The sequence below is a fragment of the Mucilaginibacter sp. P5_A4 genome (assembly GCF_056400605.1).
In genome coordinates, this window is sequence record NZ_JBFUKX010000034.1 from 1 (window position 1) to 22,700 (window position 22,700).

20 protein-coding genes are annotated in these 22,700 nt (G+C 41.8%); 10 read left to right on the forward strand and 10 right to left on the reverse strand.

All coding sequences use genetic code 11. From position 1 onward, the window contains the following. The 3 genes from AC1DQW_RS18505 to AC1DQW_RS18515 all read left to right on the forward strand — a co-directional run. A partial coding sequence (locus AC1DQW_RS18505) for an immunity protein Imm33 domain-containing protein (RefSeq protein ID WP_477455435.1) occupies positions 1–192 on the forward strand: 192 nt, incomplete at its 5' end. 174 nt (positions 193–366) lie between these two features. Continuing rightward, positions 367–735: a hypothetical protein gene (locus tag AC1DQW_RS18510; protein ID WP_477455436.1), complete on the forward strand. Its 369-nt coding sequence runs from the start codon at positions 367–369 to the stop codon at positions 733–735. A 431-nt stretch (positions 736–1,166) separates the two neighbouring features. Further along, positions 1,167–1,835, forward strand: a complete 669-nt coding sequence (locus AC1DQW_RS18515; RefSeq protein WP_477455437.1) for an STING domain-containing protein — start codon at positions 1,167–1,169, stop codon at positions 1,833–1,835. Between the two features lie 18 nt (positions 1,836–1,853). On the opposite strand, the gene AC1DQW_RS18520 is transcribed toward AC1DQW_RS18515, so the two are convergent. Continuing rightward, positions 1,854–3,062, reverse strand: coding sequence for a hypothetical protein (locus AC1DQW_RS18520; RefSeq protein ID WP_477455438.1), 1,209 nt, complete (start codon positions 3,060–3,062; stop codon positions 1,854–1,856). A gap of 235 nt (positions 3,063–3,297) precedes the next feature. On the opposite strand from AC1DQW_RS18520, the gene AC1DQW_RS18525 reads away from it, so the two are divergent. From AC1DQW_RS18525 to AC1DQW_RS18535, 3 genes are all read left to right on the forward strand, one after another. Beyond that, positions 3,298–4,074, forward strand: coding sequence for an SDR family NAD(P)-dependent oxidoreductase (locus AC1DQW_RS18525; RefSeq protein WP_477455439.1), 777 nt, complete (start codon positions 3,298–3,300; stop codon positions 4,072–4,074). A gap of 258 nt (positions 4,075–4,332) precedes the next feature. Further along, the gene (locus tag AC1DQW_RS18530) at positions 4,333–5,139 is read left to right on the forward strand and encodes a phytanoyl-CoA dioxygenase family protein (protein ID WP_477455440.1); all 807 of its coding nucleotides are present in this window, start codon (positions 4,333–4,335) and stop codon (positions 5,137–5,139) included. A 220-nt stretch (positions 5,140–5,359) separates the two neighbouring features. Further along, positions 5,360–5,734 (forward strand): iron chaperone, encoded by a 375-nt coding sequence (locus AC1DQW_RS18535; RefSeq protein WP_477455441.1) that lies wholly within the window; start codon positions 5,360–5,362, stop codon positions 5,732–5,734. A 2-nt stretch (positions 5,735–5,736) separates the two neighbouring features. On the opposite strand, the gene mmuM is transcribed toward AC1DQW_RS18535, so the two are convergent. Then, positions 5,737–6,672: a homocysteine S-methyltransferase gene (gene mmuM, locus AC1DQW_RS18540; protein ID WP_477455442.1), complete on the reverse strand. Its 936-nt coding sequence runs from the start codon at positions 6,670–6,672 to the stop codon at positions 5,737–5,739. 179 nt (positions 6,673–6,851) lie between these two features. On the opposite strand from mmuM, the gene AC1DQW_RS18545 reads away from it, so the two are divergent. Beyond that, positions 6,852–7,889 (forward strand): LLM class flavin-dependent oxidoreductase, encoded by a 1,038-nt coding sequence (locus tag AC1DQW_RS18545; protein WP_477455443.1) that lies wholly within the window; start codon positions 6,852–6,854, stop codon positions 7,887–7,889. Between the two features lie 16 nt (positions 7,890–7,905). Here the strand turns inward: AC1DQW_RS18545 and AC1DQW_RS18550 are convergent, their stop codons facing one another. From AC1DQW_RS18550 to AC1DQW_RS18560, 3 genes are read right to left on the reverse strand one after another with little or no spacing between them, the layout of a single operon-like run. Further along, complete coding sequence (locus AC1DQW_RS18550) at positions 7,906–9,105, reverse strand: hypothetical protein (RefSeq protein WP_477455444.1); 1,200 nt, start codon at positions 9,103–9,105, stop codon at positions 7,906–7,908. Then, a complete protein-coding gene (locus AC1DQW_RS18555) occupies positions 9,102–9,464 on the reverse strand; it encodes a hypothetical protein (RefSeq protein WP_477455445.1) in 363 nt (120 codons plus the stop codon). Before AC1DQW_RS18555 ends, AC1DQW_RS18550 begins: the two co-directional genes overlap by 4 nt. 10 nt (positions 9,465–9,474) lie before the next feature. Then, positions 9,475–10,242: a CHAP domain-containing protein gene (locus AC1DQW_RS18560; protein ID WP_477455446.1), complete on the reverse strand. Its 768-nt coding sequence runs from the start codon at positions 10,240–10,242 to the stop codon at positions 9,475–9,477. 601 nt (positions 10,243–10,843) lie between these two features. Between AC1DQW_RS18560 and AC1DQW_RS18565 the strand changes: the two genes are divergently transcribed. Then, complete coding sequence (locus tag AC1DQW_RS18565; protein ID WP_477455447.1) at positions 10,844–13,333, forward strand: AsmA family protein; 2,490 nt, start codon at positions 10,844–10,846, stop codon at positions 13,331–13,333. 336 nt (positions 13,334–13,669) lie between these two features. Continuing rightward, entirely contained in the window at positions 13,670–14,530 is an 861-nt protein-coding gene (locus AC1DQW_RS18570; protein ID WP_477419929.1) for a sigma-70 family RNA polymerase sigma factor, read from the forward strand. Between the two features lie 543 nt (positions 14,531–15,073). Here the strand turns inward: AC1DQW_RS18570 and AC1DQW_RS18575 are convergent. The 4 genes from AC1DQW_RS18575 to AC1DQW_RS18590 all read right to left on the reverse strand — a co-directional run bounded on the left by AC1DQW_RS18575 (position 15,074) and on the right by AC1DQW_RS18590 (position 18,646). Further along, positions 15,074–15,265, reverse strand: coding sequence for a cold-shock protein (locus tag AC1DQW_RS18575; protein WP_091145844.1), 192 nt, complete (start codon positions 15,263–15,265; stop codon positions 15,074–15,076). 148 nt (positions 15,266–15,413) lie between these two features. Continuing rightward, the gene (locus AC1DQW_RS18580; RefSeq protein WP_477455448.1) at positions 15,414–17,348 is read right to left on the reverse strand and encodes an alpha-amylase family glycosyl hydrolase; all 1,935 of its coding nucleotides are present in this window, start codon (positions 17,346–17,348) and stop codon (positions 15,414–15,416) included. A gap of 187 nt (positions 17,349–17,535) precedes the next feature. Next, entirely contained in the window at positions 17,536–17,904 is a 369-nt protein-coding gene (locus AC1DQW_RS18585; protein ID WP_477405146.1) for a response regulator, read from the reverse strand. 169 nt (positions 17,905–18,073) lie between these two features. Beyond that, on the reverse strand, positions 18,074–18,646 hold the full coding sequence (locus AC1DQW_RS18590) for a thymidine kinase (RefSeq protein WP_477405144.1): 573 nt from the start codon (positions 18,644–18,646) through the stop codon (positions 18,074–18,076). A 161-nt stretch (positions 18,647–18,807) separates the two neighbouring features. Here AC1DQW_RS18590 and AC1DQW_RS18595 point away from each other — a divergent pair, with 161 nt between their 5' ends. Then, a complete protein-coding gene (locus AC1DQW_RS18595) occupies positions 18,808–19,833 on the forward strand; it encodes a hypothetical protein (protein ID WP_477455449.1) in 1,026 nt (341 codons plus the stop codon). Between the two features lie 139 nt (positions 19,834–19,972). Here AC1DQW_RS18595 and AC1DQW_RS18600 read toward each other — a convergent pair whose 3' ends face one another. Next, complete coding sequence (locus AC1DQW_RS18600; RefSeq protein WP_477455450.1) at positions 19,973–22,549, reverse strand: family 20 glycosylhydrolase; 2,577 nt, start codon at positions 22,547–22,549, stop codon at positions 19,973–19,975. Positions 22,550–22,700 lie beyond the last annotated feature (151 nt).

Here is a 22,700-nt window from a genome sequence, read left to right on the forward strand (position 1 = left end):
ACAGGATGGTATATTTGGGCCGGTGAGGAATTTTCAACAGACCCGGATTTCTTTGTTCCATTACATGTTGAACACCTTAAGGAATGGTGCCCTGTAGTTTTGAAATATTTAGGAATGGCTCCGGGCTGGAGGTTTTTAATTGCGCCTAACTACGAAGATGTTTGGGAAGATCCACATTTGCTTGAAGTTTGATTATCTCCTTTTTTGCGAGTTTGTAGGCAGGTAGCGGCGGTCTAAGCTAACAACAGAGTTTGGCCCCCAGAATGTCCAAACTTATATAAATAAAAAAGGCAATACCCTCCAGGTAACCAAAACCACCCTATTTTTATAATTTCAATGTAATTAACAAAAGGATATTACTTTATCATGGAAAAAGAAATTGAAAAGGTAGCTGAACTACTTAAACAGCAAGCAAAATTGTTCTTATTAGAAGCGAATGAATTTTATCCTTTTGGTACTTGTATTGATAAACAGAATAAAATTGTACCTATCAGTGCTTACTTGGAAAATGATAACCCGTCTACATCTGAAATAATTGATTTACTTGAAAATGCATTTATCAAGGGCGTGATAGAAGGTGATTATAAAATCGCTGGAATCGCCGTAAATGTTTCTATAAAAGAAAATGATGTAGTTTATGATGCCATTGAGATGAGATTTTTTGAAAAAAATAAAAACATTCGCAAGAACTATCTAAAATATAAACTCAAAGAACATTCTATCGAGTTTTTTTGAAGGTTTGTTAGTTATCCCAACTACAAGCAAGCATGTTTCCTTCCCAAGCTACCGCAAAGCTTCGGCCTTGTGGCCCGCATGCTAAGTATTGAATATGCAAATCCCCGAGGTTAGTTTTCCTCCGGGATTTTTTTGTACCCAAAATTTGCGTAAAGGATTGGCGTGGATACCGGCCTCGCGCCTAATGCCTGCAGGCGTATGAACAGAATGCCTGGCCCCCGCTTCTACCAGCGGGGGATACGCCCAAATAAGCAAAACCAGTAACGTTATATTGCCCGGCGCTTTCAAACTTTCGCTTTCGGAATAAAAGGCTAGCGCCCTGGTTATGCACAAATGGCAATAAGGTTATTTAAATTATCCGCCACCTTTGTATAACAACAGTAATTTACTTAAATTTAAATTACCATTGTTAACCTAATACCCTCATAATCATGACTTTTACTTTTAGATTTTTCCCGTTTAAGGATTTTATATTTTCCATTATACCAACCATCGGTACTTATGGCGGCTTCCTTGATGGCATTATTACTTTCCCCAATAAATGGGTGGCCTTTGGATCGGGATTGGTGGTATCTGTGGTCCTGGGCATCATCTTCCATGCCGAAAATAAACGCAACTACCGGCGGTCGCTGGCCGAAATACTGGCCATGGGTTATTTTATGAATTTTACCGGCAGGCTGGCCAAACTTTTAAAAGGCAGGGCCGATATTAGCTTTTCTTTTCCGGATGCCCATCTTAAAGCTTACGCTCCCGGCAAGGTTAACGTTAAGGTAGGCATCCCGGCCACGCTAAACGCCCTGGTGCGATACTGCAATATGGTAGAGGCCCAGGCCGAGGTTGTGTACATCCGCGAGTCGACAAAAAATGACCCTTACTGGGTGCGGGCAAAAAAGGAAACGGATGGCACCATAACCATTTACGAGTTTCCGCGAACCCTGTTCGCCCTTTCAAGGTACCTGGAAAAAGAATTTGAAAACCAGGAGATGGCCGAAAAAAACTCGAAAAAGATTTATAAGTATTTTGATGAAAAGTTAACGCAATTAAAAATACAGCACAGCAACGAGTTCCCCAACGACAGGATTAAGTTTGAATATGTATAAGATGCCAAACCTGCCAGCCTATTTATTTTTATTCAACACCTCGTCAAAATTAATGAACAGGCCGGCCTTGCCGTCGTCATCATAAATCCCCCCTGCTATAATGCTTTGCCCTGTAACAGCGGGGTTATTGCCATGCCCCAAAGGCCAGGAACCATTGGCATTGGATACCCCGAAACCGGCATAAGAGGCCGCTTTAATGGCAAAATCGGTACAGTTGTTTTTGGATAGATGATACTCCAGGCCATCGTATCTTTTAGTTAGCGCCAGGATGCGCTCAAATCTTTTTTTGGTAATAAACTTGCCCATAACCTCGTCCCATTTGTGCCCGCGGTCATTTTTAAATGTTCCTGAGCAGGTTGGATCCAATGGCGTTGCCGAAAACAGGTTATCCTTCTGCGGATAAAATCCAAAGGAAATAGAAACAGAAGTAGAGTCGGTATTATACTTAATGAGGGTAATAAAAGTATGACCGGTATTGGTTAACGCAAATACTTTGGGTTTGCCCGGCACCGGTTGCTTTACATGAAACAGTAAGGCATAGGCAGCAGCCTTTTTACCATCATTAAATGTATTAACGATGCGGTCGTAAGTTATTGCCTTGCTCTTTTCTTCGGTTTTATCGTTTAAGCCGGATGGTTTAGGGTCATTAACAAATACAGAATCATCCTTGGCGTTAATGGCTAAATAAGCGGTATCTAAGTTTAAATCCCGGTTTGAGGTATCGGCAGATAAGGAATCAACAGGAGGTTGAGATTGCAGCCGGTTATTAATCGCCTGCTTACCCTTATACTGCATTGTTTTAAAAAAACATTTCATGGCCAGGGGGTACAGGCGCAACCTGGCAAATACGTTGGCCAGCCTGTAATATACCTTAACTTTTGCCTGATTATAATTTACCTGGCTGTTACCTGCCGAAAGCTCTTTTAAGTAACCCATCAGCTTTTTGCGTTCCTGGCGGTTATTTAAATGCGTTTCCATACCTTCTATAAGGCTGGCATTATTTTCAATTATTACAGGCGCTTTGCTGGCAGCTACCGGTGTTTTCTTTTCATCAAACAAAACCAGGTTACTGTAATTGTTATCAAAAATGCTTTTGGCGGTGGTATCGCCCGGCTTTAGTTTATAATGCACCGCTGCCGATAGTTGGGCATGTGCGGGCAAACTGTACAAAATGTAACCTATGATTATAAACGCCTTAAATAAGTGCGTTATACGATGCGTAATCATAAAAAATGGTCTTTATTTGGATATTATATTAACGTAAATGAATTACAAACAGTACGTGCGGTTTGTTTATCTACAACAACAATAGTTGCAATTATTATAATTAACCAAATGATGAGAAGCGTTTTTCATATGCGATACAAACGTAATTACATTTTAAATAGTCTACAAGTTTAGTAGAGTATTTATTAAACTTGCAACATCAACCTTATTTTTAGTTTGATATGACATTGTTAAGATGAAAGAATACGCTTTAATAACGGGTGCAAGCAAAGGTATAGGCAAATCCATGGCTTTATTATTAGCGCAAAAAGGCTATAACTTATTGCTGGTAGCCCGGTCTGAAGCTGAATTGCAGAAATTATCGGTTCACCTCAAATCTACATATCATGTTGAAGTACACTATTTTTTGGCCGACCTGTCGGATGCCGGCTCAGCTATGCGGATTGCGGATTGGTATACAGGTTTATCGGTACCGGTATCCATACTTATAAATAATGCCGGCTATGGCATTTGGGGTAACTTTGATGAACTGAACCTGGCCGATCAAATGCACATGATACGGGTTAATATAGATGCTGTGGTAGCATTGTCGCACTATTTGCTCCCTGCTTTAAAATTGCAAAAGCAGGCGTATATATTAAATGTAAGCAGTACCGCGGCTTACCAGGCTGTGCCTACCCTGGCGGTATATGCGGCATCAAAATCATTTGTACTGGCATTTAGCAGGGCTTTGCGTTATGAGCTAAAAGATACTACTGTATCGGTAAACTGCCTGTGCCCCGGCCCTACCGACACAGGATTTGCTCACCGCGCGGGTATGGACGCGCTGGCCGAACTGGCAGCCAAATTTAATATGACGCCCGACGAGGTGGCCAGGATAGGCATACGGGGCATGTTTGGTAAAAAAGCCGAGATTGTGCCGGGCTTTTTAAATAAACTATCGGCTGCGGCTGCAAGGCATAGCCCCAAAGCCTTTATTGAGCGTATAACCGCAGGCTTGTACAAGCATTAAAAATATTTTCATGAAAATTTGTTTGGTTTAATAATTTATTTACATTTGCATAGTCTATTAAATACATAGACATTATATACATTGAATAACACAAGCCACATACCTTTTGCATGCTCCATGCGAATGCCCTTTCAGACAAGGGTCATGTGCAGCTGTTGTTGTTAATTTCCCCGGGGATCCAATCCTTCTTTTAAAACTGTTTAAAACAGTTCCCACATTTTTTATACTCATTTCCAGGCATTTTTAATACTTATTTTCATGGCAGGCTCATATCAAAAATTCACCTTAGGCTCAACAATTACACCCCAGCAACAAGCTTTTTTTAACCAGCATGGTTTTATTCACTTTACAAACTTCATTAAGCCCGAAACAGTGGCCGATATCATTGATGCATCTGAACAGGTTCAGCAAAACTGGCTTAGCAATAAGGTTGAAAAGATAAATGGCGTACCCATTAAATATGGTAAAGATGTGGATGGCTCCCCTATTGTGCAACGCTTCGCTTTTATCAACAAACACCACCCATTACTTAACGAATTTTCGCAGGATCCGCGCTTCCGGGTATTACTGAACCTTATTGGCGAAGGCGCCCGTTTGGGTACCGACGAAAAAGACGGAATGGTTTTTAACCACTATGTAAACGGCCCCGAAAGCAGCTTTACCAAAATGGGCTGGCATACCGATGGTTTACGCGATATTTTCCACGGCCAAAAACTAAACCCGATGCTTAACGTGGGCATTCACCTGAGCACCCTTAAACCTGAGAACGGTGGGTTAAGAATTTTACCCGGAACGCACCAGCAGAATCTTTACCAGATGCTTTTCCGTAAAAAGTATTTCCTGGATCATGATACTGATGAAAATGAAGTTGCCATTATTCCGGCTGCCGGTGACCTGACTATACACGACGGCCGCTTATGGCACCGCGTGGCGCAGTCATCCGTAATTGGCGAAGAAAGCCGCAGGAGGGTAATTTATATCCCCATCATTGCCGGTAAGTATGAGCCTAAAAATGCCGATAGCCCTACCGCTTTTTATCAACGTTTTGCTGGTATTGTTAAATAAAAAACTATGTTAATCGCCTTATTCATCAGCTATCTTATCCGCACCGGAAAAATAACTGCCATCAGGAATTTCTTTAATAAAGTACCCGCCAAAGTATATATTCGTCCGCCCGTCAGTTGAGCTGTGGATTCGGAATTAACCAGCAAATAGCTTTTTTATAGTAGGTTTTGTATATTTATACATTATAAACCAGGCAGATAGCCAAAATACTACATAAAACATGATAGCCAGTAAGCCTACTACCATTGACGAGTATATTGCTGATTTTCCGGCCGATGTTCAAAAAATCCTGCAGGAGGTACGTACCACTATTAAAAAAGCCGCACCCGATGCCCAGGAAAAAATAAGTTATGCAATGCCTACTTTCACCCTTAAAGGAAACTTAATCCATTTCGCGGCTTTTAAAAATCATATCGGGCTTTACCCAACACCTAATGGGATTGAGGAATTTAAAGAAGAACTCTCGGCATACAAAGGTGCAAAAGGTTCAGTTCAGTTCCCGATTGATAAACCAATGCCCCTGGATTTGATAACCAGGATTGTGAAATTCAGGGTAAAGAAAAGCTTAGAAAAGCCGGATAAAAAGCACAGCTAAGGTTATGCTAAATCCACCAGCTGTTGCAATTGCTTAATATCCTCAGGGGTTGTTCTGCAACAGCCGCCAATAATTTTTGCTCCTGCCGAATACCAAACTTTCGCATCATCAAGAAAGTGTGCACAGTTGGCAGGCGCCGGCAGCCAGCGTTTATTAACCGCATCCCACACCTCCCCTTTATTAGGATAAACCAGGACATGCTTGCCGGTATTTGCTGCCGCGATTTTTATTAGCGATGCGATGTGCTGCGGTGCAGTACAATTAACACCAATTGCAATTACCTGGCCCGACTGGCTTAACAGTTTTACCGCATCAGAAAAATCTTCACCACTGCTCAGGTGGCTTTCATCTTTACAACTAAAACTGATCCAGGCCTGCACACCCGGAAACGCCGTTAACAATTCTTTTAAGGCGATAGCCTCATCTAAACAAGGGATTGTTTCGCATGCCAGCAAATCGGCACCGGTTTCGATCAGCAATTTCATCCTGCTGCGATGAAACGATTTCAGGTCTTCAATACTCACGCCATAATTACCGCGATACTCTGAACCATCGGCTAAAGATGCGCCGTAAGGACCTATAGATGCTGCTACCAGTGGTTTTTCTTTTCGGGATATAACTTTCATGGCATCCTCGCGTGCCTGGAAAGCCAGCTGCACACTTAGCTGCATCAATTCAACTGCTTCTTCGGCAGTGTATCCATTTTTGACAAATCCTTCAAAACTGGCCTGGTAACTGGCTGTCGTAATAACATCAGCACCGGCAATCAAATAATCATAATGCACCTGTTTAATCAACTCCGGATCTTCCCTCAATAATTTGGCCGACCATAATGTATGATTAAGATTGGCTCCCCTTGATTCTAATTCTGTGGCCATTGCGCCATCAAGGATAACAAATCCTTTCGCGCGGATAAAAGGGTCAAATATATTTTCCATTGGTATAATTCTACCTGCAAGGTAGTAATTGTATTTTTTGTGAATGAAAAAACCTTTTATTTAAATGGTACAATTACATTCAACTTATGGAAACTTAATAAAAAACCGGCCATCTTCACCTCCCTGTAAATTTCGCCTCACCCATCCAAAATAAATGTTTAAACTTCTTATTTTTACTTATGGAATTAGGAATTAGCACATTTGGCGAGGTACATCCCGACGGCACTGCCGGTAAAGCCGTTAACGCCCATCTGCGGGTACAGGAATTATTGGCCGAGATTAAACTGGCCGATGAGGTTGGCCTGGATGTTTTTGCCTTTGGCGAGCATCACCGGCCCGATTTTGTGATTTCGGCCCCCGAGGTATTTATGGCCGCGGCGGCTTCCATCACCAAAAATATCCGGTTGTCCAGCTCGGTAACCGTGTTAAGCTCGGCCGATCCGGTGCGCACTTTTCAAAATTTCGCCACTGTGGATCTGATCTCTGGTGGCCGGGCCGAAATGATAGCCGGTCGTGGTTCCTTTATCGAATCATTCCCCCTTTTTGGTTTCGACCTTGATGATTACGATGCTCTTTTTACCGAAAAGCTGGAAATGTTCCTGCAGATCAACAAGCAGGAGATAGTGAACTGGCAGGGTAAATTCCGCGCACCGGTGGTTAACCAGGGTGTATATCCGCGCCCATTGCAGGAAGCTATCCCGGTTTGGATAGGTGTTGGCGGTACCCGCGCCTCGGCCCTGCGTGCCGGCAGGTTAAACCTGCCCATGATCATTGCCATATTAGGCAGCGCCCCTAAACATTTTGTTCCGTTTGTAGAAGCTTACCGCGAATCGGCAGCAAAGGTCGGGCATGATGTAAGTAAACTGCAGTTAGCCATATCCTCGCAGTTTTACGTAGCCGAAGGCGCCGACCAGGCTGCTGATGAGTTTTACCCCTCATACGCTGCCCTGATGACCCGTGTGGGCCGGGAACGCGGCTGGTCGCCCATGACCAGGGATTCGTTTGAATACCTGCGCAAGGACGGGCCTTTGGTTGTAGGCGATGTACAAATGGCTGTAGATAAAATTATGCAGCAATATGAGCTGTTTGGCAATACCCGCTTTGTGGCACAACTGGTAACCGGCCATACCCCGCACAAAAAGATCCTGAAAGCAATTGAGATCTATGGTACCAGAGTGGCGCCCATAGTACGCAAGGAAACAGGCGCCAACTCATGATCCCGGGTCTGACTTTCTATTTCAGGCCCGGAATCTCCTTACTAAAAATACTATAATTTAGACCCAATATGGAGAAAAAGCCCGACCTGTTAATAAATGGTGAATCGAAATCCCGGCCAAAGCTGAGGTTTAAGCTTATCCCCTCGCTCACCTTAAAAGAGCCTTGTACAGCAAGCCGATAAGTAAAGTTTTTTTCGATGCGTGTAATGGGTTGATTGGTGCTATTAATATCGGGGATTTCTGCCGATTGATGCCGCAGCATAGCCTCCGCCGAAATATTAAAATCGGCGGCTTTTTTCAGGAAGCCAAAGCCCGCGTCAAAGTTGGTGGTAAGGGTATCCCTGTTTTTAAACATGTACCTTGTGGTAAAAGTAATATAATCATCGGGCGATAACGTGTATGAAACATTACTCCAAAAGCCAATTTTTTCGAGGCTATTATTTTTTGAGGTATTGAAGCCGCTTGCCGCCGCCATTTCCACAATAAAACCTTTACGCTGATAAAGCATATCTGATATTTTTTTTGCAAGCCCTTTATAAGCTTCGGCGCGCGCGTTTACAAGGTCATCTAAAAATGATTTAATGCCCGCAGGGTCATCTGTATAATCATCCTGGAGCCTTTTCGCGTCATTCTTTGTTTCGGTCACTATTTTAGGATCAATTCCGGCTGTGGTGAGCATATTATCGATACTGGCTATGGCTTTTTGCCGGGTGTCAATTGCGCCGGCACCAACCGAAGCCCGGATTCCATTAATGATAGCAATAACTGTTGTTTTGGTTTTCAGTTGTGCACTCAATTTGCCCACGTCACCGGCCGGCTCGCCATTATACAATTTAAAGCGGAGCCCAGCGCCAAGCTTGTTATTCCCCGAGGCAGAATCTTTTACAGTTGCGGCCGACAGGCTTAAGCTTCGTAAAATTGTTTGACCCAAATTAGGGTTAAGATAATTTTGCCTGCTTAATTTAGGATGACTTGCTAACCAATACGGCGCTACCTCAAGCCCCAGGTTCATCAACAGTTTGCCATCTTTATCAAAGGCATTAAGAATATCTGACGACAGGGATTTGGCAGTTGTAGGCCGCATAACCGCAGACGGCTCGAAATTAAGGATGCTAAAAGCAGGACTTGCAGGCACTGTTAACTTAGCTTCATCCTGTGCAAACAGCAACTGCGGCGCCATTATTATCAATACAACTACGTAAATCCAACGTTTCATGAATTTGTAATTTTAAGCGTATAAACTATCGTATCCAGGTCACTATCTACCTGTTCGCTATAAGGGCCATAGGTTACCAATCCATCTCCTTCATGAACAAAAACGGTCATGCTTGTCCAGTTGGTTTCCGTTAATGTATCAACAATGGTTACAGATACTACAGTTGTTTTACCGCCAACATCTGCCTTTTTACCTATGTTGGCCGGCGCATTGGCGCCAATAAAGCGGGAGCCCAGGAAAACCGAGTAAGATCCATCTTCGTCAGCCGCATCTCCTATTTGTACCTCAACAATAATATCGTTATCATTTGTTTGCGGCGTGTAGCTTACTGTTTCTAAATCAACATGTTTTACTGCCATATACTGGTGTTTAATAATTTAAAAAGCCTTTGGTAATATCGGATATTTTTCGCCGGGTTAACCTGAAAACTCCATAACCTTCGCGGCTTTGCCCGGTATTGGTATTACCTTCAATAGTTGTTAAATTTCCACCGTTTACACTTTCAACAATGCCGGTATGCCCAAGATTACCTCCATGGTCGATAATAAAAATACTGCCCGGTTTTATCTTGGATGGGTCATTAATGGCATCCGCTTTTGTAATCTTTGTACATTTTGCCCGGGCCCAATGGTCTAATACCCCAGCGGTTTTAACTACAGGATTAGGGATTCCCAGTTTTTTCGCAGCTTCGTTAAAGCTCCAGTAAACAAAAGCCGCGCACCAGCTGTAATGCTGCCCTTCCAGGTCTAACCCTGTTGTGCGTAAATATACATCAACTTCGGGTCCGCGGTTACTCCCTTGCGGCTGTTCTACCACATTAATTTGCGAGATACCAACTAAAAGGGCATCCGCAAGCAAAGGTGATGAAGCCTGGTTGGTATTAGCAGCAGCAATAGTTTCTGCTCCAAATAATGCAGCCCAGGTCATGGCACCTATCTGACCATCTGCCACAAGTGAGGCGCCCATGTTGTCGGTATGCCGGGTTTGAAATAATTTTACAGCGCTGACTGTATTATTGCCAAAATCGCCATCAACATCCAATGGCCCGCAGTTTTTTTCGTTCAGTTTACTTTGAATTGCTTTTACAACATCTGTGTCGCTTTCGCCTTTTTTAATAACTCTGTTTGGGTAATTCATCTCTTTAAGTTTTTAATGGTTTTCCAATATATCTGCAAAAAGTTTATGAGGCATCTTCACCAAAAGCTATAGCTGATATAAGCAAAAAATAAATTCCTGAGATAATTCTCCCCAAAATACGAGGGGTATGGGAGAGCAATCCAATTGATATAACTGCCGGCATGATGTGATAAGAATAGGTTATGATTGCTTACTCTAAATTCCGTTTTGGGCTTCCCGGAGGCTATTTTACAGGGAATAGCCAAACTTACAATGGATAAATTCAGATCACCTTAAACTTATTTAAGGAAGTATTAATAAAATCGCATTTTTAAAAGAGTAAAGAAACTTAATCTTAATCAGGTATAAATTGATTCATTAAATATAGTTTTTATTTTATCAAAGAAACAAAATTTAAGTTTCATGAGACATAAAAACCCTAAACCAATATTTTCAACCCTGCTTACCCGTTTAAGCTGCAAACTATCTCCCGTATATCGGTACATACTATTGCACTGATCTTCGGTATGGATACTCCAGAGTTGGCTTTTAAAGTGTTTATATCTGTATAAATCAAACAATTAAACACATCAAACCTTATTATAAGATAATAAAGGTACAAATGCCCAAGTGGATAAAAACGACATTAAAAATATTAGGAGCTTTAACAGGCATTGTAATAATTGCCTTTGCTGGCATTTTTATGTACATTATTTTCAACAAGGAAAAGGTGCTCAAAATGATCACCACCGAACTGAACAAAAACCTGGACGGTACACTCACCATCGGCAAGCTTGATCCAACATTTTTTAAAGGTTTTCCGGGTGTTTCTGTAAATCTTAAGGATGTGGTTATTAAAGATCGGCAATGGCCTGCTCATCATCATACTTTATTGGATGCAAAAAACGTTGATGTCTCTGTAAATGCAACGGCATTATTGAAAGGGAACGTGGAGATAAATAAGATAGACATCGGCCAGGCAAATATCGACCTTTTTACCGATAGCACAGGTTATAGCAATACAGCTGTTTTTAAAGGCAAACCAAAAGATAAAAATGCCCTCAAAGATACCAGCAGTTCATCAACCCAAATAAAACGCTTTCACCTTAGCAAGGTTAATTTTGTAGTTGATGACCGCAAAGCTTTTAAGCTGTTCAGGTTTGAAATAATGAATGTAAACGGTCGGATGCAGTACCCACCAACCGGCTGGCATGCCGATATAAGGCTGCAAACACTGGTTAAAAGCTTTTCGTTCAATACCAAAAAGGGCAGCTTCATGAAAGATAAACTGCTTGATGGCACATTTGATATTACTTATAATGAACCAGCTAAACTTATTACAGTAGCCCCCAATGTTTTAAACATTGGCTACGATGCGTTTACCATTGGAGGCAAATTTAACCTGGCCAAACCCAATGTAGCATTTGTATTGAATATTGTTAATGATAAAATCCTGTGGACAAACGCAGCCCGCCTGTTAGCGCCCAACATTACAAAAAGTCTTAGCAAGTTCAATATCGACAATCCCATAGCGGTTACCTGTGATATTGCCGGCTTTTTTAGCGCCGGAGGCGATCCATCTATTTTTGTTACTGCCAAAGTAAATGATAATATAGTGACCATGCCCGGCCTGAAAGTTGAAGACTGCAGCTTTAATGGGGTGTTCTCCAATAATTATATCAACGGCAAGGGCCTTAATGACGACAACTCAGTTATAAAATTGTACCATTTTAATGGTACTTATCAAAAAATACCATTCATTATTGATACGGCTTTTATCAATAATTTAAACACCCCGGTAGCTACCGGCATATTCAAATCGCATTTTGATATATCGCAGCTTACACATGCTGTTGGCGATGATGACCTGAAATTTACCAAGGGTTATGCCGACCTGAAACTGGCCTATAAAGCCAACCTGGTTGATTACCAGATTAGCAAGCCAAAACTGGCCGGCACCATCAACATTAAAAATGCCAATGTAAGCTATGTGCCGCGTAACCTTAATTTTAAAAACACGGCTATCACCATAAAATTTTCGGGGGACGACCTGTTACTCAACAACATTCGCTTGCAAACCGGTAACAGTATTGTGTTTATGGAAGGCAGGGTAAACAATTTTCTTAACCTGTATTATACTGCTCCCGAAAAAATACTACTTACCTGGCAGGTTCGTAGTCCGCAATTAAACCTGGCTGAGTTTTTGGGATTTTTAAACCGCCGCCAACCCGCCGCACCAGTTAAATCACCTGGCAAAAGAACCAATGTCAACAGCGCCCTGAGCACTGCTTTTGAAAAAGGGACGGCCGAGATTCACCTGAGGGTTGATAAAGTATATTACAAAAACTTTTTAGCTACAGATGCCACTGCCAATTTTTTAATGGCCGATAACGTCATCAAGGTTAATAATGTAAGCGTGAAAAACGCCGGAGGTTCATTAAAACTAAATGGCACACTGGTGCAAAATGGTAATGTAAATAACTTCACCATCAATACTAAGATTGACAATGTAAACACCAGTAATTTCTTTTACTCGTTCAATAATTTTGGCATGAAAAATTTCACGTCGAAAAACCTAACGGGTTTTCTATCGGCCCAGGCACACCTAACCGGCGGAATAAACAGCCGGGGAGATATAGTTCCCCGATCATTGAAAGGATTGGTTACCGTTAACCTTAAAAAAGGGGCGCTGCTTAACTTTAGCCCCATTACCAGTGTAGGGAAGTTCGCGTTCCCTTTCCGCGATCTTAAAAACATCAGGTTTGCCAACATGGATATGAAGTTTGATATTGATGGAGATAAGATCAACATAAGCCCTATGCAAATCAATTCCAGCGCTATTAATATGGATGTTGCGGGAGTTTACTCATTATCAAAGGGAACCAGCATTGCCATGGATATCCCTTTACGCAACCCAAAAAATGATAGTGCAATTGTTGATGTAACCAAACGCAATAAAAAACGCATGAAGGGTATAGTATTGCATATACTGGCCGCCGACGGTGAGGATGGAAAAATAAAAATAAAGTGGAACAAAAACAGAGATAAAAAAGATGATAAAGACAAAAAAGACAGGGACGAGAATGCACCCGACGAAAAAGGAACAGAATAGTTACAATAAATACCTTTATATGCCTCATTTTAAGTGCCAAATACTTGCATTTTTGACATAATAATAGCAATTGAATGCGTATCTTTGTGAATCCATTTAAGAGATATCACATTTGATTACACTTTTACCGGTCGCTGCACTTTATTTCAATATTTTAGATACCGCGCATCCTAATGCTATAATGTCAAAAGCCAACCCTCGTTTTGTAAATATTCCGGGTTTAAAAAAATTCATAGGAGCACCGCTTAATTCATCATATTTTTAAACTGCAGGTTAAACCAACGGTGTAAAATCTTATCGGACTTATAATTAGCTGAAAAAAATCTATTCAAAAAAATGAGACAACTCAAAATATCCCAATCCATTACCAATCGTGAATCTCAATCGCTTGAAAAATACCTTCACGAGATAGGTAAAGTAGATTTAATAACCGCGCAGGAAGAAGTGATCCTGGCGCAGAAGATTCGTGAGGGCGACCAGGCTGCATTAGAAAGGTTGACAAAAACCAACCTGCGTTTTGTGGTATCGGTAGCAAAGCAATACCAAAACCAGGGCCTTACTTTGGGCGACCTGATAAACGAAGGAAACTTAGGCTTAATTAAAGCGGCAAAACGTTTTGATGAAACAAAAGGCTTTAAATTTATTTCATATGCAGTATGGTGGATCCGTCAATCCATTTTATCTGCCGTTGCCGAACAATCACGTATTGTACGTTTACCTTTGAACCAGATAGGTTCATTGAGTAAAATACACAAAGCTGCATCTAAATTAGAGCAGGAATTTGAAAGACAACCAACACCGGAAGAACTGGCGGAAGACCTGGAAATATCTGTTGACAAAATTGCCGATTCATTAAGCAATGCCGGTCGCCAGGTATCAATGGACGCGCCATTTATACAAGGTGAAGAAAATACTTTGCTTGACGTTTTGCAAAGCACTGATGCAGCAACTGATACCGAGCTGATGATGGATTCATTATCACAGGAGATTAAACGCTCATTAGGCATTCTTGCCGAACGTGACCGCGAGGTTATTATCCTGTTTTTTGGTTTAGGTGGTTATGCCGCTCATTCTTTAGAAGAAATTGGCGAGAAATTTAACCTTACCCGCGAACGTGTACGCCAGTTAAAAGATAAAGCGTTGATGCGTTTACGTCACAACTCAAAATCAAATCTTTTACAGTCATACTTGAACTAAGAGATTAGCCGGATGTAACTACATCCAAACATATATTTGAAACGCGAATGGTAAAAATCATCCGCGTTTTTTTTGTGTTCATTTCACAGGTTAGGCGAAAGAAAATCCTGAAAAAATAGTATAATGACGCGTTGGTTTTAGAACCCAACAACCATGTACGAATGGTAAAATCCGTGGATCCTGAAGGGGAAATGACGTTTTAGAAAGTTTGTCATCCTGAACGGAGTGAAGGATCTATTCGCAGACTGTACAGGGCGAATAGGAATGGCGGAGAGTAGATCCTTCACTCAGGATGACAAAAAGGTTTTTTTAAACACATCATGGGTAGAAACGAAGGATCGACTTGCAGACCGTGCAAGGCGAAGAAGCATGGCGAATAATAGATGCTTCACTGCGTTCAGCATGACAAAAGAGTTTTTTTTAGCAAATACGTCTTAGGTAGAACCGCAGCTATAACGGTGTTTTTAATAATATAGGCACAAAAAAAAGCATCTGCCCATTGTGGAGCAGATGCTTGTACGATTCTTTATATAATAGTTAGTTTTAACCTACTTTTACATTTACCGCATTTAAGCCTTTTTTACCTTGTTCTACATCGTAGGTAACACTGTCGTTTTCACGGATTGTGTCGATAAGGCCTGAGGCGTGTACAAAAACTTCGGCACCACCATTTGTAGGTGTAATAAATCCGAAACCTTTGCTTTCATTGAAAAATTTTACTGTTCCTTGCATTATATTTTTATTTAATTAAGCAAATGTACGGTTAATAAACCAACAATCTATTATAAATAAGGCAATTAAGTTATTTTATTAAAAAGCCCGTCAATAATAAAGGCTCCGTAATACGCCAGAAGCCTTTATATATTAGCATGTTACCCCCCGGTTAATGAGCCAAAGCAGTGCTGCTGTATACATGATATTCGCCAGGTGCAAGTGTTATTGAATAGCTTGGCGAGGCAACATTTATACTTGCACCGGTTAAAGCATCGGTATAAGTGCCTGTAGACGGGAAGGTGATATTTACTGTTTGCGATGCTACATCAAAATTACCCACCACTTCAACATTGGCACCGGCATCCTTTAGCTGAATTGTTTTAACAGCACCCGAAAGATTGTAAACATAATCTGTAGTTGCAAACACCGCGTTCTTTTTCCGCAGGTTTATCAATTGTGAATATATGCTGTACAAATGCCTCCGTTGTGGATCAGCATTGTAATTCCACAGTATAGGTTTATTACCCGTGCGACCGTTAAGGTCAATAGTTTTATCATAGCCAAGCTCACCAAACTGCCATATCATTTTAGGGCCCGGTACCGATAACAGGAACGCGGCAGCCATTTCTTCGCGTTTTAAGCCGGTTGGTATTTCTTTTACACTATAACTGCCGGCTGCGTTGCCGTAGGCTTCATTTTTAAACATCAGGCGTTCCTCGTCATGGCTTTCAAAATAGCCTACCAGCTGGTAAGGCAGGGTAAATGTATGCTGATCATAAAATATCCCCTGAAAATTTGAATTAGTTAACCAGCCCATAGTGGCTTCATTGGCATTATAATTTAAATTGTTCCACAACATCATCCCTTCCTCAGCAAGCTCCTTCTCTTCCTGGTTGGCGGCAAAGTGCTCCAGTATCACATAAAAGTTATTATTGTCGATGCTTTTAATGTAGTTATTGTACTCTTTCCAGATAGCCACCCGGCTGGCATCATATTGCCCCCAGGGCCCAACAGCGGCATCGCTGGTGCCGTAATTAACCTGTGTAAAGCCTTTAGAAAGGTCGAAACGGAAACCATCTATTTTATATTCCTGCATCCAGAACTTTATTACATTTTTTACAAAATATTTGGTGGCCGCACTCTCATGATTAAACTGGTACCCCACGTTATAAGGATGCGTGGGATCGACATTATACCATGGGTTATTGGCAGCAGGTTTGCCGGCAGCTGTATTGAAATACATTTGTACCATTGGCGATTGCCCAAATGAATGATTAAGCACCATATCCTGGATAACCGCGATGCCTCGTGAATGGCACTCATCAATAAATGCTTTTAAAGCATTCTTAGTACCGTAGTATTTATCGGGCGCAAAGTAAAACGATGGATTATATCCCCATGAAAGATTACCTTCAAACTCATTGATGGGCATCAGCTCAATGGCATTTACACCAAGGTTTGCCAGGTAGTTTAAGGTATCCTTTAAGGTTTGGTAATTGTGTTTGTCGATAAAATCGCGCACAAGGAGTTCATAAATAACAAGTTTCTTTTTTTCGGGACGGGCGAAGGTTGTATTTTTCCAACTATAGGCTGGCTGGTTAGCCTGCAAGACACTTACATTACCGGTTGTTTTCCCGGTTGGATAAGCTTTTAAGCCCGGATAGGTATCGGCGGTTAAATATTTATCATTATCCGGGTCGAGCACCTTTTCGGTATATGGATCGGCTACTTTAAGGCTGCCGTCAATTAAATACTGGTAAGCATATTCTGTATTGGCATCCAGGTTATCAACCTGGATCCACCAGCGCTTGCCATCCGGGGTATGATTCATGGCATATTTGGCACTTGCCGCCCAGTTGTTAAAATCGCCAATTACACTTACTGATGTTTTTGATGGAGCATATAAATTAAAAATGACTGATTTACCGGAATTTATATAGGTAACTCCATCTACAGTTCCTGCCGGCAATTCTTTTCCACCGCTCACCACCGTATCACCGGGAACGTTCCCGGAACCTCCCGTAGAAGGAGATGTTTTTTTGCATGCAGTAAAACTGATCAGCAGCAAGCCAACCAGCAAAAAGTAAAAATTTTTGATTATCATATATGATGTGTTTATAAAATTGGTTCTATAAAAGTAGTCTGAAATTTTTATTTAAGTACAGGAATACTCAAAATAAAATTCCCAGGGTGTTAGCACCTATTCAATATTGGTTTTGGGGTTAAGCTATAAATAAAATGGCCTCCTGATTATACCGGGAGGCCATTTTTTAGTTATACTGATATTTATATCATTTAACATATTTTTTAACAACATTTACCAATTCTGTAAGATCGAACGGCTTCTTCAGATATCCGTCGGCGTTACCCTCTTTTGTAATCTCTTCAATATTATTTACTGCCGATACAATGATCACCGGAATACCATTGGTAGCCGGATTACTTTTAAGTTCTTTACTCAGTTGTTGCCCGCTGGCATCACTTTTCCAGTCGGTAAGCCAGTTATCCAACAGAATCAGGTCGGGATCTATCTCGGTCAATCGTTTCAGGATGCGGGCATTATCAGAAGCTATAACTTCGTAATCTTCTTCTTCCAGAACATACACAATGGTATCCCGAATATCCTTATCATCTTCGATCACTAAAATTTTCTTCGCCATAGCGTGCTCATAGTTAGGATCGAATATAAGAAATTTAATTAAAAATTATAAAATTTACCTATAATTCATAACCCAATTTCTATATCCGCTCAAAAGAATAACACACAAGGGATCACCTTTTGTTTTACCTGATTCGTTTAATGAAGAAAAAAAATACGGGATTTTAAAATTAGCTGTTATAGCAAACACGGCACCGGGGTTCGTAACTTTCTTTTTCGCCCAATAATATTTTACTTTCATCGGGCACCAGGCGGTATGAGTATAAAGCCGGATTACCGCATTGAACGCATACGGCATGTAATTTGGTAACAGACTCGGCAATGGCCATTATCGCCGGCATAGGGCCAAAAGGGCGGCCTTTAAAATCCATATCAAGCCCCGCCACAATAACACGGATACCCCTATTGGCCAGTATAGTACAAACATCGGGCAGTTGGTCGTCAAAAAACTGGGCCTCATCAATACCAATTACATGGGCATCATTGGCCAGCAGCAATATAGCCGAAGCGCTATCCACCGGGGTTGAAGAAAATTTGCTGGCGTTGTGCGAAATAATCGCTCCTTCGCCATAGCGGGTATCTGCTTTCGGGCTGAAGATCTCCACCTTTAACCTGGCAATACGGGCGCGATTAAGCCTCCTGATCAGTTCCTCGGTTTTACCCGAAAACATCGATCCGCAAATCAGTTCAATACTGCCGCCAAATTCACTCTTCCGCCTAAAAACATCCTCGTGGTATACCATTATATCAATAAACTCTAAAAATCAAATTATTAAACACTATATCCCGAATGCAAAATCGATGCTAATTCCCTGCCTGCATTTACGATAGGTAACTTATAACAAAACGTCAAATATCAGAATTTTATCCTATTTTTGATAAGCATTTTTCTAACATTGAAGCCATGAAGCAAATGGATGTATTTAAAAAGATCGGTGGCATTTTACAAGAGCTTAATGACCAATATGATTACCTTAAAGCCGACAGTAGCGACCTGAATGAACTTGAACTGGAGCTTTTTGTAGCCAACGCACATTTTTTAAAAGACCATGCCGAAATATTGCGTAAAATTCATGAACGCAATACACCGCCTGCCGAAAAACAGGAAGTTGTTGTAAAACCTGAACCTGTTATTGAAAAACCCCAACCGGCAACTACTCCCATATCCAAACAGGAACCCATACACGAACGCAGGTTTTTTGAGCCTGTTGTACAGCAGAAGCCTGTTGTTGAAGCTAAACTTGAGCTAAGCAATGAAGCTGAGTTACCTGTTCAACCGCCTTATAACCCTGTAAAACCCGAAATAGCCAACCTTATAACGGTTAAGGATGAGCCTGAGCCTGTAATTGATACTGAGTTAGAGAGCACAGCTGATTCATATACATTTGAACAGCGAGAACCCGAAAGCATTAGCGCGGAATTGGTAACAGCGGAAGTAAGCATCCCCCAGGAGGAAGCAAAGGCGGCCGAACCTGCGACAATAGTTGAACAGCAGGTGCAGGTGGCAACAGAGGAACCAATGGTTGAAAAAACAGAACCAGTAGCCCAGTCAGAACTATTTAAACCGATGATTGCGAAACCAGAAATTGCGAAAGCCGAAAGCGATCAGATACTTACCTTTAATCAAAAAATGTCGGCACAAAAAGCCGAGAGGGAAAATGGCTTGTCGGCACAGGTAAACGCCTTGCCTGTTACCGATCTTAAATCGGCCATTAACCTGAATGATAAACTGCTTTATATTAAAGACCTTTTTAACGGCTACAGCCTGGCCTATAGCGAAGCTATTGAAATAGTGAACCGTTTTAACTCCTTTGAAGAAGCCGAACGCTTTTTGAAAACCAACTATGTTGCCAAAAACAACTGGGATGGCAAAGCCTCGACCGCCGAAAAGTTCTACGCTCTTTTAAGGAGACGATATCCTACGGTTTAGTCATTAGTCATTAGTCATTAGTCATTAGTCATTAGTCACAAAAAAAATCCGCGGTCAATTGTTTTGACTTGCGGATTTTTTTTGCCTCTATTTTGACTTTCGACTTAAGACTTAGAACTCCAGACTTAGAACTTCAGACTTACAAGGTCGATCCCTGTTTCTTTCCTTCTGCAACCTCACCACCTGTAGCTACATTCCCTCCCCTGCCTTTAGGGTCAAAGGCACGGAACTTTATCTCGCCGCCTTTATAATCAACCGGTCCGGTGTAAACTTTGCTGTTAGTATCCGGGTCTTTGCCGTTGGTGGTATAACGAATGGTTAAACCGGGAAATTCTACATTACTTGAATATTTACCATCCTGCAGGCTGATCCCAGGTTTTGGTACACGGTAGTTATAACCGCCGTTATAGTAGCTCAAGCGCGGCATTTCCCTTTTACCCAATACATTTAAAAAGGATGACCATGCCAACTGGTATTCCTGTTGAGCTTTTATAGGATCCTTCTCGGTAGCCCAGGCAGGATCCTGTGCCCAGGCACGTTCGGCCAGGCCAAACAGGCGTGGAAAAATCATATAATCCATACGCGCGGGGCCTTTCACAGTTTCGGCCCATAGTGCGCCTTGCAAACCGATAATATTGCTTTTACCATAATCGGTAAGGCGTTGCTTGCCTAAAAATATGGCCCTGTTTATGGGTGCTCCATTTTTGTCTACATCGGCGTTTTTAAAGTAGTCATAAGGAATAAAAGAATAAAACTTATCAATCCCCAAAAATGCACCCCAATAATAACCTGGCTCATCAAATGATTTGTAGTTGGCCATATCAAAATATAAATTAGTAACGCAGGTAAGCACCACCTTGTAGCCGCCGTTTGCAAGCTTGTAAGCCAGGTCCTCCTGGCCACCGCCCAAAACATTGTTCCATACATCGGCCTGCAGGTGCTCGCCGGTAAAATCGGGGTTGGGCACATAGGTATCGTTACCATCAACCTTGGTTTTGCGCAGGGCCATTTCTTCCCAGCCGGATAGGCGGATGCCTTTAGCTTTCAATACCTGGTTAACGCGTGCGTAAAAATAATACCACAGATCGCCGGTACTTTGTATTTCGGGGTGTGTAGCCTTTAAGGCGATGTATGCAGGCGATTTTTCCCATACATGCGGCGGCACTTCATCTCCACCAAAATGAATGGTTGGCAATGGTGCTCCGGCTTCTTTATAAATGCTGATAAGGTCATCAACAACCCTTTCAACAAACGTATAAGTTGACGGCAACGACACGTTAATCACGTTATCATTCCAATACTGAACAGAGCGGTATTCGGATTTATCATACAGGTCGCTCAGTAAATATTTAGTGGCTTCGTCTTTTTTACCCCCGGCCATCAGTCTGTCATAACGGGCATCCATAGCTTTGATAGCTGCACGGGCATGACCCGGAGTTTCTATTTCGGGGATTACGGTAATATGGCGATCTGTAGCGTATTTTAAAATTTCGATATACTCAGCCTTCGTATAAAGACCGGTACCATAAGGATTATCCACATCCGGCCCCGAGCCATGCGATGCCGGTAAATGATTTTTACTATCCAAAGTATGCCCGCGTTTTGAACCTATTGACGTAAGCTCGGGTAACGATGGGATCTCTATTCTCCAGCCCTCATCATCTGTTAAATGCAGGTGCAGTACATTCAGCTTATAAAGGCTCATCGCCTCCAGCAGTTTGATCACCTGCTTTTTGGTTTGAAAGTTACGGGCTACATCCAGCATCACCGCGCGGTGCGGGAAGCGGGGGGCATCTTTTACATCAACGCAAGCAATTTTGATACCTTTTTGAGCCTTAGTAATAGTTGGTGGAATCAATGTTTTTAAGGACTGGATACCGTAAAAAACGCCCGCTGAAGTCGATGCATTAATAACAATAGATTGGGGCGTTACTTTAAGTTCATATCCTTCGGCGCTAATACCATCAACCTTTTTCAGGTAGATAGCCGGGCCCGGTGTATTTGTAGCAATTGTTAATGGTTTACCAAGCAACGCGCCAATATTTGCAGATGTATAGTTTGCTTCTTTTGCAAATTCCTTATCTGCAATAACTGCTGTTTTTCCATCAATTGTAAAGGTTCCGCCTGTTTCGCTATAACTTGCAGGGGTAGGCAAAATTTTAGGCAGCTGATCGGCCGGGATATCGGTAACGGTTTTATTCCTGTCGTAAACAATTTCGGGAGTAACTAAGCCTGCATAGGTAGGCTTATAGGGTTTTATATCAAAAGAGCCAATGCTGTAACCCTTTTCGGGCTGCGCATCCCACACCAGGTAAATACCCTCGGGGGCGTCGGTAATGTTTACCACGGGGTCGTCATTCACATATTCAATACGAGCAGATTCGCCGGGTTTTAGCTCTTTAAAACCGGTAGTCGGGGTAATGCTGTATAAATCACCGTTTATTTGGTTTATTTTGGCGTTGCCGCTTACCGCATTCTCGGTAAAGCCGCGGCCCGAATTAAAGTAAAACTTCCATCCCCCGGCAGGCAATACATCTTTACCACTGTTGGTGATCACCAGCACGGTCAATGCTTCATTTTTACCCTGGTAGTTATCGTCCATTACTTCCCAGCTAATGCGCAAATCGGCGGCATTAAATTTTATTGTATCGGCAGTTTTAAAAGCGGTACCTATAAAAAATGCCCCGAGAAGCACCAGGTTAAAAATTTTGCGCATATAATTTTAGTGTTTGATAATATTGGACACGTAAATATATGCAACTTTTTAAATAATTTTAATAAGTTGAAACTTTATTATCAGATTGATTTGTGTATAGCCATCGGGGCATAAAATTCGGGAACTCTGAAGGTGAGAATGACAAAGCGAC